Origin of the sequence: Micromonospora sp. NPDC049089 (assembly GCF_040648775.1) — a bacterium.
Classification (GTDB): Bacteria; Actinomycetota; Actinomycetes; order Mycobacteriales; family Micromonosporaceae; genus Micromonospora.
This window is the reverse complement of the sequence record NZ_JBEZEH010000042.1, coordinates 25,538-37,437: the sequence shown is the minus strand read 5'-3', so window position 1 is coordinate 37,437 and position 11,900 is coordinate 25,538. Positions and strand designations below refer to the sequence as shown.

Sequence of the window (11,900 nt, the reverse complement as noted above, 5' to 3'; positions counted from 1 at the left end):
TCCCCTCGTAGGGGTGTCGCCCCCCCCCCCGGGGCCTCCTCTCCGCTCATCGGGCCGGTCGCCGGCCGCGCCGATCGCCTTTGTCAGCCTAGAATCCACCCCCGGTTCTGAAAGACGAAAGGCACCCCGTGAAGATCGTCGCAGCAGACATCATCGTGACCAGCCCCGACCGGAACTTCGTCACCCTCAAGATCACCACTGATGAGGGCATCACCGGTCTGGGCGACGCCACGCTCAACGGCCGCGAGCTCTCCGTCGCCTCGTACCTGCGCGACCACGTCGCCCCTCTGCTGATGGGACGGGACCCGCACCGGATCGAGGACAGCTGGCAGTTCCTGTACCGCTCGGCGTACTGGCGGCGGGGCCCGGTCACCATGGCGGCCATCGCCGCGGTGGATGTCGCGCTGTGGGACATCAAGGCCAAGGCGGCCGGCATGCCGCTGTACCAACTGCTCGGCGGTGCGTCCCGCACCGGCATCATGGCGTACGGGCACGCGTCGGGGCGGGACATCCCCGAGCTGTTCGACTCGATCCGCCGCCACCTCGACGAGGGCTTCCGGTCGATCCGGGTGCAGACCGCGGTGCCGGGGATCAACGCCGTCTACGGCGTGGCCGCGCAACCCAGCGCCACTGGCCAGCGCTACGACTACGAGCCCGCGCAGCGCACCCCGCTGCCCGCCGAGGAGGACTGGGACACCCGCGCGTACCTGCGCCACCTACCGTCGGTCTTCGAGGCGGTGCGTGGCGAGTTCGGCCCGGAGTTGCCGCTGCTGCACGACGGTCACCACCGGATGACGCCGATCCAGGCCGCCAAGCTCGGCAAGGCCCTCGAACCGTACGACCTGTTCTGGCTGGAGGACTGCACCCCGGCCGAGAACCAGGAGGCGCTGCGGCTGGTCCGCCAGCACACCACCACCCCGCTGGCCATCGGTGAGGTCTTCAACACCGTCTGGGACTACCAGACCCTGATCCGGGAGCAGCTGATCGACTACGTCCGGTCCGCTGTCACCCACACCGGCGGCATCACCGCGATGCGCAAGCTGCTCGACTTCGCCGCCCAGTACCAGATCAAGTCGGGCATCCACGGCCCGACCGACATCTCCCCGGTGGGGATGGCCGCGGCCCTGCACCTGGACCTGGCCATCCACAACTTCGGGATCCAGGAGTACATGAAGCACACCCCCCTGGCCAACGAGGTGTTCCGGCAGTCGTTCACCTTCACCGACGGCTACCTGCATCCGGGCGACCAGCCGGGGCTCGGGGTGGAGCTCGACGAGGAGGCGGCGGCCCGGTTCCCGTACGAGCCGGCGTACCTGCCGTTCAACCGGCTCAAGGACGGCACGGTCCACGACTGGTGAGCCGGGTGGCCGGCAGGCACTCCGGCGGCTGCGGCTGGCCGAGGGCATGTTAGGTTAGCCTGCCCTCACTTACTGGAGTCTGCCGCCATGCCCCCATCGATCCGAGCATGACAGTCGCCGAGGTCAGTGGGAGCGTGGTGCTCCGCCGCGCCCTGCGCCGACAGCGCCGTCGGGTGGTGCTCGGCATCATGCTGCTCTGCGCCCACCAGGCCACCGAGGCCCTCGTACCGGTCGCCATCGGCGTGATCATCGACCGGGCGGTGGCCACCGGAGACGTCGCCGCGCTGCTGCTCTCCCTCGCCGGCCTCGCCGCCCTGTTCACCGCCCTCGCCTTCGCCTACCGCACCGGCGCCCGGCTGGCCTACGCCGCCGTCGAACACGAGGCGCACGCGACCCGCGTCGAGATCGTCCGGAGCGCCCTCGACCCGCGCGGACACCGCTCGGGTCTACGCGATGGCGAGCTGCTGTCCGTCACGGCATCCGACGCTGAGCTGTCCGCGCTGGTCGTACGCGTCGCCGGGCTCACCGCCGCGGCGCTCACCGCGATCGTGGTCGCGGCCGTCGCGCTGCTCGTCGTCGACGTCCCCCTCGGGCTCGGGGTGCTCGTCGGCGTACCGCTGCTGGTCGTCGCCCTCCAGCGGATGGCGCCGTTGCTCACCCGGCGCAGCACGTCGCAGCAGGAGGCCCTCGCGGCCACGACGGCACTCGCCGTCGACCTCGTCAGCGGGCTGCGCGTGCTGCGCGGCATCGGCGCGCAGGACCACGCCGCCCGACGGTACGCGGGCTCCAGCCGGCACGCCCTCGACGTGACCCTGCGCGCCGCCACCACCAAGGGTCTGCACCTCGGCCTCACCACCATGGTCAACGGACTCTTCCTCGCGACGGTCGCCGGTGTCGCGGGCTGGCTCGCGCTCCAGGGTCGGCTCACCATCGGCGAACTCGTCGCCGTCGTCGGGCTGGCCCAGTTCATCGCCGAGCCGGTGCAGACGCTCGGGTACTGCGTACAACTGTTCGCCATGGCCCGGGCCTCGGCGGCGCGGGTCGCCCGGGTCCTCGGCGCGGCGCCGGTCCTCGCGCCGGGTGACGCCGGGCCGCCCACCCCGAGCCAGTCGCGGCTCGCCCTCGACGAGGTTTCGCACGCCGGCCTCGACGCCGTCAGCCTGCACGTCCGCGCCGGCGAGATCGTGGGCGTGCTCGCCTACGACCCGAGCGAGGCCGAAGCGCTTGTCGCGCTGCTGGCCGGCCGGGTGCACCACGCGGACCACCAGGGGACGCTGTACGTCGACGGCGTACCCGTCGAGGACCTGCACATCGACGCCGCCCGCGCCGTGGTCCTGGTGGAGCCCCACGACGTGGCGCTGTTCGAGGGCACCCTGCGCGCCAACCTCAGCGCCGATGCCCAGGTCGACGACACGGTCCTGCGGGCCGCCGTGCGGGCCGCCGCCGCCGAGGACGTGCTCACCGCACACCCGGACGGCTTCGACCGCCGGCTCACCGAGCGGGGAGCGAACCTGTCCGGCGGTCAGCGGCAGCGGATCGGGCTCGCCCGTGCGCTCGTCGCCGACCCACCGGTACTGGTGCTGCACAACCCCACCACTGCCGTCGACGCGGTGACCGAGGCACTGCTCGCCGAAGGGCTGGCCTCGGTTCGCGCGGCGGACACCCGCGCCACGGTGCTGATCACCACCAGCCCGGCCCTGCTGCACGTCACGCACCGGGTCGTCGTGATCGACAAGGGTCGGGTCGTCGCCGAGGGGCCGCACGAGCGGTTGCTCGCCAGCGACACCCGCTACCGCGAGGAGGTCCTGCGATGACCGACCCGTCGACCGCGAGCGGCGTCGAGGCACGGCAGTTGCTGCCGACGGCTACCGGCCGGCAGACCTGGGCCGCCCTCCGGACCGAGCTCGCCCGCCTGCCGGCACTCAGCGCCGTCGCCGGCACGTTGCTGGTCGCCGCGTCCGCGACCGGGCTCGTCGCGCCGTGGGTGCTCGGTCGTCTCGTCGACGACGTCATCGCCGGCACCGACACACCGCAGGTAGTGGCCTGGGCGGGCGTGATCGCGGGTGCGGCGGTGCTCGCGGGGCTCCTCACCGCGGCCGGAGCCGCAGTCGCCGCACGCCTCGGCGAGACAGTGCTGGCCCGGCTCCGGGAGCGGGTCCTCGACCGTGCGCTGCACCTGCCGTCGGCCACCCTGGAACGAGCCGGGACCGGCGACCTGGTGGCGCGGGCCGGCGACGACGTGGCAGTGGTGACGAACGTGATCGCCACCAGCGGCCCCGCCTTCCTCGGCGCGACGCTGTCCGTCGTGTTGACCGCGCTGGGGCTCTTCGCCCTCGACTGGCGGCTCGGCATCGCCGGGCTGGCCGCCGCACCGGCGTACGCGCTGGCGCTGCGCTGGTACCTCAAACGGTCGGTGCCGTACTACGCCCGCGAGCGGGTGGCGACGGGCGAGCGGACGCAGGCGACGGCCGAGGCGCTGCGCGGCTCGGCGACGGTACGCGCCTACCGGATGGAGGACGCGCACGTCGCCCGGATCGCGGCTCGCTCGGGCGTCGCCCGCGACCTGTCGCTGGAGATCTTCGGCCTGTTCACCCGGTTCGGGCTGCGCATCAACAGGTCCGAGTTCGTGGGGCTGGCCGCCGTGCTGCTCGCCGGCTTCCTGCTGGTCCGCGAGGACCTGTCCACCGTCGGCGCGGCGACCGCCGCCGCCCTCTACTTCCACCGCCTGTTCAACCCCATCGGCCTGCTGCTGTTCGAGTCGGACTCGGTGCTCCAGGCCGGCGCGAGCCTCGCCCGGCTCGTCGGGGTGACCACACTGCCGGACACCGCGTCGCCCGTCAGTCTCCGTCCGGCCCGTCCGGAGCGGCCCGAGCCTGCGGCGCTGGAGGTGACCGTCGCGCAGCACCGCTACGACGACGGACCTGTCGTGCTGCGGGACATCGCCCTGCGTCTCGCGCCCGGGGAGCGCGTGGCGCTGGTGGGCGCGAGCGGCGCGGGCAAGAGCACCCTCGCCGGCATCATCGCCGGCATCGTCGAGCCCAGCCAGGGTTCGGTGCGCCTACGCGGCGTGCCGTTGGCTGACCTCGGCGAACACCAGCTCCGGCGCGAGATCGCCCTGATCAGCCAGGAGGTGCACGTGTTCGCCGGACCGCTCGCCGAGGACCTGCGCCTGGCCGACCCGGACGCCACCGACGCCGAGCTGACCCGCGCCCTCGACCTCGTCGGCGCCACCGGGTGGCTGCGTACCCTGCCGGACGGGCTGGCGACCGCGGTGGGGGAGGGCGGTCGGCAGCTCACCGCGGCGCAGGCCCAGCACCTCGCGCTGGCCCGCCTGGTTCTCGCCGACCCCGCCGTCGCGGTCCTCGACGAGGCCACCGCGGAGGCGGGCAGCGCGGGCGCGCGTGACCTCGACCGGGCCGCCGTGGCGGCCACCGAGGGCCGTACCACGTTGGTCGTCGCCCACCGGCTCAGCCAGGCGGCCACCGCGGACCGCATCGTCGTCCTGGACCAGGGTCGCGTCGCCGAGCACGGTACGCACGCCGAGCTGCTCGCGGCCGGTGGCGGCTACAGCAACCTGTGGCGATCCTGGCGTACGCCCGGCCCGGTGCCGCCGCCCGCCCGGGAGAACACCGAGCGGATCCAGGACCAGAGTCACCCGAATGTGGGAGCCCCGGGAACTTTTCCGGACCGGCCGGCGACAACCAGATTGCGCGGCTGACCGGCGGCGTCCCGACGACGGCCTCTCGGCCGAAAAGGAGCGCCCGTGGCACACAGGACGGTGGTCTGTGCGGACCGGCGGCGTTGACGACGCCCAGGTCACCCGGTGGGCGCAGGAGGCGGGCCAGGGCGACCGGCAGGCCGCGACGGCGTTCATCCGGGCCCTCCAGGACCAGGTCTGGCGATTCCTGTCGCATCTCGCCGGGCCGGGCGAGGCGGACGACCTGACCCAGGAGACGTTTCTGCGGGCATTCCGCAACCTCCCCGGCTTCGCCGGCCGCTCGTCGGCCCGCACGTGGGTGTTCACGATCGCCCGACGGGTCGCCGTCGACCACGTGCGCACGGCGGTGGCCCGGCCCAGGCTGGCGTCCGTGCCGGACTGGCAGGCGGCGGCCGAGGCCGCCGGGGCGATCACCGCCGGGGCCGACGAGAGCGTCACAGTGCACCAGCTGATCGCCGGCCTGACCCGCGAGCGCCGCGAGGCGTTCGTCGCCACCCAGGTGCTCGGCCTGTCGTACGCCGAGGCGGCGGAGATCTGCCAGTGCCCGGTCGGCACGATCCGGTCCCGGGTGGCCCGGGCCCGCGAGGATCTCGCCGCGGCCTGGCAGCTCGACAGCGGCCCGAGCCACGAGCGCCGAATCGGCTGAGGGCGGATTCCACAGGCACCGCGCGGTGTCGCCCTCCGCCTGCCTGCTGCGGCGACAGGACCGACCCGCATGATCAACGGGATGGACGAGGCGGACGGCGGTTCCTAAGATCACGCCGGTGAACACCGAACCTCTCAACGTCGCCGGCGTAGCTGGCCCGATCGTCATCGCCACCAAGGCGCTCTTCGGCCACCCTGCCGTCACCGTCGGCGGAGTGCCGGCCCCCAGGACGGGCAGGCGTTACGCGTTGCCAACAGTGGACGGTGGTGTCGTCCAGGCAACGGTACGCACCGTTCTCGCCGACCCTTACCCAACTGTGGAGATCAACGGTGTGCAGCACCGGACCGGGCCCTCCATGCCGATCTTCCTGCGCATCCTGGTGCTGCTGCCGATCCTGCTGTTCACCGTCGGCGGCATCCTGGGCGCGCTGGTCGGGGCGTTGGGCGTCTGGGGAAACCTGACAGTTGCCCATACCCGGATGACACCCGCCGTCAAGGCGCTCGCCATGGTCGGCGTCGGCATCGGCGCGGTCATCGTCTGGCTCGCCATCGCCGTCGCACTGAACGTGGCGCTCAGCTAGACCGCCACGCACCTCACCCCCTTCCACACGTCAGCACCACCGGTCGACGACCGGTGGTGCTGACGTGGTGCGGGCGTTCCGACCGCTCTACCCCAGGCGGGCCTCGATGGCCTCGATGATGCGCGGACGCAGCTCGGCGGCGCGGATCACGGCGTCCACCGAGCCGACCTCGACGGCGCGGTGGATGTTGTGCACCCGGTCGAACTCCGCGGCCACCTCGCTCAGTTTCTCCGCGCGCACCGAAGACCGCAGCTCGTCGAGCTCCGCGGTCAGCGCGGCGCGCTCGGTGCCGCTGGCGGCCGCGACGCTGGCCTCCAGGTCCCGCACGCGCGGGTCGGCCGCCGTACGGGCGTTGACGTCGGCGGAGAACACCACAGCGGCAGCGGGTGCGCCACCGAGCACCGAGGCGAAAGAGCCCTCCAGCGCCAGCACCGTCATGTTCGGGTTCAGCGCCTTCGAGAACACCACGAACGCACCGCCGTGGTAACGCGAGATCACGCAGAAGACGATGGGCCCCCGGAAGTTCACGATCGCCCGGCCGATCTCGGCGCCGTACTCCAGTTGCAGCTTGCGCATCGACTCCGGTGAGCCGTCGAAGCCGGACAGGTTCGCCAGCACGACGAGCGGCCGGTTGCCGCTGGCCGCGTTGATCGCCCGCGCGGCCTTCTTCGACGAGCGGGGGAACAGCGTGCCCGCCGTGTAGGTGTCCGGGCCGTCGGTGGGCGGGAAGCCGTGTCGAGGCACCGACCGGGACTCGATGCCGAGCAGGCAGACCGGGATGCCACCGAGGTGGACGTCCTGCACGACGGCGGTGTCCGCGTCTGCCATGCCGGCCCAGCGCTCCAGCACCGGGTGGTCCTGGTCGGAGAGGGCCCGCATCACCGTACGGATGTCGAACGGCTTCTTGCGGTCCGGGTTGGACTCGACGGAGAAGATCTCCCCGACGGTGGCGAAGGCGCTGCCCGCCACGTCGTGCGGGAAGCCGGAGATGTCGCGGTCGACCGGGTCGGTGGTGACCGCCCGCCGGGGCGCGTCCTCGCCGGGCGCGACGTAGGAGTGGTCGTAGTGCGCCATCACCACGTCCCGTGCGGCCGTCAGGTTCGGCGCCCAGTACTGCGCCTGCCCGTTCGGCCCCATCACCCGGTCGTAGCCGCCGATGCCGAAGTTGTCCTCAGCCGACACACCACCGGAGAAGTCGAGCGACTGCTTGCCGGTGAGCACCATCGCCGAGTCGGGCGTCATCACCAGGATGCCCTTGGTGTGCATGAGCATCGTCGCCTCGGCGTTCCAGTACGGCTGCGCGCCGACGTTGATGCCCGCGACCACGATGTTGATCTCACCGCCGGCCTGGGTGAACTCGACGATCCGCTTGAGCGCCGCGGCAACCCAGTCCATGTTCTCCGTACCGGAGGTCATCGAGATCCGGGCACCGGCGGACAGCGCCCACCACTCCAGCGGCACCTGCATCCGCTCGGCCAGGTCCAGTGCGGCGATCACGCGCCGGCACTCCGGCTCCGACAGGGCGCCCAGCGACTTCGTCGGGTCGCCGAGCAGCACCACCCGGGTGACACCCTGGGGGTAGCGCTCGGTCGGCGTCGTGACGACCCCGGCGACGATCGCGGCGCTGTTGCGCCCCTTCGGCCGGTCCACCGGCACCAGCGCGTGGTCGGCGTCGAGGTCGTGCTCGACGAAGTCGCCGAGCCGGCCGGTCAGCTCGTACGGGTACACGGTGTTGCGGCTGCTGGCCCGCAGCACCTTGAGCCGGTACTCGTCGAGCGGCTCGAGCGGCTCGACCGGCGGCTCCCCGACGGCCAGTTCGGCACCGCCCGCGGCGTCGAACGAGATCCGTACGGCGATCTTGGTCAGCTCGCCGGTCCGGCGGTCGCGCTGGCGCGCGATGAACAGGATCTCCTCCAGGCCGGCGCCCGCGGTCGTCGGGCGGACCCGCCCGGCGATCATCTCCATCTCTTCGCGGGTCAGCTCGCTCGGCGGCCACACGTAGACGACGATGCGGTTGGTGTTGAAGCGCGTCTTCGACGGCCGCCGCGACTGGGCGCGGCGGATCGAGTCGAGGCAGGCGGCGATGGTGTCCTCGGCCGTCGGCAGCGCGACCAGTCGGCCGTCCTGCTCGCGGAGCTCGGTCAGGTCACGCACCTGCGCGAACGCGACGAGGCGCTCGTCGGCGCGGTTCTCCCGGGCCACACACTGGAAGAGGTAGACCTCCTCGTCCGACGACGGCAGCCGGGTCAGGTCGAACTTGTGCAGCCGCTCCAGCTGCATCCGCTGCGCGATGTACGGGTGCAGCCCACGGATCAGCCGGTCCTCGGTCAGCTGGGCGCCCGACGGACGGAAGGTGAAGTGGTGGTGCATCACCGCTCCGCCGCGACCCGCGACGGTGGTGGTGACCCGACGGACCTGGGGCGGCAGCGGGTGCGCGGCGATGACCTCGGCCAGCGCGGCCGCCATCGCGTCGAAGTCCTCCGGCTGGTTCTCCCAGCCGAGGTAGATGTCGGCGTCCACGGCGTCCTCGCCGGTGGCCAGCTCGGCCAGCCCGCGCAGGGCGCTGCCCAGCGCGTCGAAGCTGACCGCGGCGGAGACCACGCTGGAGTCGACGCGCTCGGCGACCACGAACGTGCAGCCCGCGACCTCACGGGTGAGCACGCTGGTGAGCGACCGGTTGCCGTAGTACCGGCGGGTCAGCACCTCCAACATGACGGCGTTGTCGAGGTGGTCGCGGACGAGCCGCTGGCCGAGCAGCCGGACCAGCGGCTCGGTGCTGCGGACCATCGCGGCGATGCGCTCGGCGCGGTCCGGGGCGTCCGGGTGCGCGTCGAGGTGCCGCAGGTGCCCACGGACCTCGGCGTAGACGCGCGCGCGGTTGCGGCGCAGCAGCGGCTGGGCGAACCAGGCGAACACCACGCCGCGGGCGAGGTCCGCGATCACGGGGAAGCGGACCTGCGTCGCGGCGATCAGCCGCTCCAGTGCGAGGCCGGCCGGCTCGCGCAGCGTCTCGTCCGGCGGGGTCTCCAGCAGCCACGCGCGCAACAGCGCCGCGATGACCTGCGCGTCCGCGGAGGCGCGCTGCTGGGCGAGGAAGATCCGGAAGACGGCGGCTTCGAGGGCGGGGGTGCGGTCCAGGTCGGTGACGCCGTACCGGCCGAGGGCCTTGCCGAGCCTGGTCTGGAAGGCGTCCGGCAGCCCGGCCCGCTCGACGTCGAGGCTCTGCAGGTAGGTGTGGAAGTACTCCCGGGCGCTGTGGACGTGCGCGGCGCCGCCGTCCTCGCCCGTCGGCCGGTTGCGGCTCAGTTCGGCGAGATCGGCGAACACCTCGATGAGGTCGAGTTCGGCGGCCAGGGGCCGCTGACCGGCTTCGGTGGCCGTCCGCCGCGCGGTGAGGTAGTCGTCGAGCACCCGGCGGTCGTCGTGCGGATCGACGTCGAAGCCGAGCAGCAGACCCCGCAGGTCCTCCTGGCCGCGCCTGCTGCGCTCGTACGCCGGGATGTCCGTGGCGGCGGTGGGCAGGTCCAGTTCGACGGTCTCGGTGCTGGGGTCGTCAGCGGTCTCCTCGGCGTCGTCCGCGAGCGGCTCCAGGCGCAGCAGCGGCGCACCTGCCTCCACCTGGCTGCCCACCGAGACGGCGCACTCCTTGAGCCGCGCCTTGAACGGCGCCCGCAGCACCGTCTCCATCTTCATCGCTTCCAGCACCAGCACCGGCGCGCCCGCCTCGACCTCCGCGCCGACCTCGAGGGGCGTGGCGACGACCAGCGCGGGCATCGGGGAGCGCAGGACGCCACCCTCGTCCCGGCTGACCCGGTGCGTCACGCCGTCCACCTCGACCAGGTGGGTCGGCCCGTACGTGCCGGTGAGCAGGCGGTAGCGGATGCCGTTGACGACGATCTGACCGGTGTGCCGGTCGAAGCGGTCGAGCTCGACGTCGGCGGTGCGCACGACGGGGCCGGTCTCGATGCCGACCCGGAACCGGTGCGCGCCGACCCGCGCCACGCGGGTGCGGTAGCCGATGCCGCGCAGCTTGAGGTCCAACGGTCGGCCGCTGGCGTGCTGCACCTGCGGGCGCCCGCCGGCCGCCGTCGACAGCAGCCGCTGACGCTCGACGCGCTCCTCCTCCTCGTACGCCTCGATGGCGGCGGCGGCCAGAGCGACGGCGGAGTGGCGGTGCGTGACGAGGCGGCCCTCGCCGCGGACGCGGTCGATCCACCCGGTGTCCGCGCTGGCGTCGATCACCTCGGGCTGGTCGAGCAGGTCGAGCACGAAGCTCTTGTTCGTGGCCCCACCTTCGATGATCACCGTGGTGTTCGCCATCGCCCGGCGCAGCCTGCCGAGGGCCTCGTCGCGGTCCCGGCCGTACGCGATGATCTTCGCGATCATCGAGTCGAAGTCGGCGGGGATGGTGTCACCCTCGCTGACGCCGGTGTCCACCCGGATGCCGGGGCCGCTGGGCAGGTCCAGCCGGGCGATGCGGCCGGGGGACGGTGCGAAGTCGCGGTCGGGGTCCTCGGCGTTGAGCCGGGCCTCGATGGCGTGCCCGCGCTCTGCCGGCGGCGCACCGTCGAGCCGCCCGCCGGAGGCGACGTGCAGCTGGGCCTTGACCAGGTCGAAACCGGTGGTCAGCTCGGTGATCGGGTGCTCGACCTGGAGGCGGGTGTTGACCTCCAGGAACGCGAACAACCGGTCACCGGGGTGGTAGAGGAACTCGACTGTCGCCGCGCCCCGGTAGCCGACCGCCACGGCCAGTCGCTCGGCCGACGTCTTCAGCTCGGCGGCCTGCGCCGGGTCGAGCACCGGCGACGCCGACTCCTCGATGACCTTCTGGTTGCGTCGCTGCACCGAGCAGTCGCGGACGCCGAGGGCCCACGCGGTGCCCTGCCCGTCGGCGATCACCTGGACCTCGACGTGCCGGGCCCCGGTGACCAGGCGCTCCAGGAACACGATGCCGCTGCCGAAGGCCCGTGCCGCCTCCTGGCTGGTGCGCTCGTACGCGTCGACCAGCTCGGCCTCGTTCCTGATCACGCGGATGCCGCGTCCGCCACCGCCGGCTGTCGCCTTCAGCATCAGCGGGTAGCCGATCTCAGCCGCCGCCGACCGGGCGGCGGCGAGGGTTTCGACGGCGCCTCGGCTCCACGGCGCGACCGGCACGCCGACCTTCTCGGCGATCAGCTTCGAGCCGATCTTGTCGCCGAGTTGGCGCATGGCGTCCGGGCTCGGGCCGACGAAGGTGACGCCGATCTTCTCGCACAGCTCGGCGAACGCCGGATCCTCGGCGACGAAGCCCCAGCCGACCCACGCGGCGTCGGCCCCGGTCTCGGTCAGGGCGCGCTCCAGCACCGCCAGGTTGAGGTACGGGCGGGCGGAGGCCGGGCCGAGGTCGTAGGCGATGTCTGCTTCGCGGACGAATGTGGCGTTGCGGTCGACATCGGTGTAAAGGGCCACGGTTTCGAGCTGGATGCCGGTCTCCGCGGCCAGCTCGCGGACCGCGTGGATGAGCCGCATGGCGGCTTCACCACGGTTGACGATGGCGACACGGTTGAACACCCGAAAAACCCCTTAGCTAGACCTCGACCTGCGTGCGGAGAGACGGCG

General features: G+C 72.7%; 6 protein-coding genes. 5 read left to right on the top strand and 1 reads right to left on the bottom strand.

All coding sequences use genetic code 11. The annotated features are described in order from the left end of the window. Positions 1-128 precede the first annotated feature (128 nt). The 5 genes from manD to AB0B48_RS10330 all read left to right on the top strand — a co-directional run bounded on the left by manD (position 129) and on the right by AB0B48_RS10330 (position 6,302). Complete coding sequence (gene manD, locus AB0B48_RS10350) at positions 129-1,358, top strand: D-mannonate dehydratase ManD (protein WP_357198797.1); 1,230 nt, start codon at positions 129-131, stop codon at positions 1,356-1,358. Positions 1,359-1,465: 107 nt separating this feature from the next. Further along, entirely contained in the window at positions 1,466-3,172 is a 1,707-nt protein-coding gene (locus AB0B48_RS10345) for an ABC transporter ATP-binding protein (protein ID WP_357198794.1), read from the top strand. Continuing rightward, positions 3,169-5,076 (top strand): ABC transporter ATP-binding protein, encoded by a 1,908-nt coding sequence (locus AB0B48_RS10340; protein ID WP_357198791.1) that lies wholly within the window; start codon positions 3,169-3,171, stop codon positions 5,074-5,076. The genes AB0B48_RS10345 and AB0B48_RS10340 overlap by 4 nt, the downstream gene beginning before the upstream one ends. A gap of 67 nt (positions 5,077-5,143) precedes the next feature. Further along, a complete protein-coding gene (locus AB0B48_RS10335; RefSeq protein WP_357198788.1) occupies positions 5,144-5,722 on the top strand; it encodes a sigma-70 family RNA polymerase sigma factor in 579 nt (192 codons plus the stop codon). 118 nt (positions 5,723-5,840) lie between these two features. Then, positions 5,841-6,302, top strand: a complete 462-nt coding sequence (locus AB0B48_RS10330; protein ID WP_357198785.1) for a hypothetical protein — start codon at positions 5,841-5,843, stop codon at positions 6,300-6,302. Positions 6,303-6,389: 87 nt separating this feature from the next. Here AB0B48_RS10330 and AB0B48_RS10325 read toward each other — a convergent pair whose 3' ends face one another. Next, positions 6,390-11,852 carry a carboxyl transferase domain-containing protein gene (locus AB0B48_RS10325; protein WP_357198782.1) on the bottom strand — a complete coding sequence of 1,821 codons (5,463 nt, stop codon included), beginning with the start codon at positions 11,850-11,852 and terminating at the stop codon, positions 6,390-6,392. Positions 11,853-11,900: the final 48 nt, after the last annotated feature.

Bases quoted from the DNA above. Each gene is read 5' to 3' on its own strand.
- AB0B48_RS10340 (WP_357198791.1), top strand. From the start codon at position 3,169: ATGACCGACCCGTCGACCGCGAGCGGCGTCGAGGCACGGCAGTTGCTG.
- AB0B48_RS10345 (WP_357198794.1), top strand. From the start codon at position 1,466: ATGACAGTCGCCGAGGTCAGTGGGAGCGTGGTGCTCCGCCGCGCCCTG.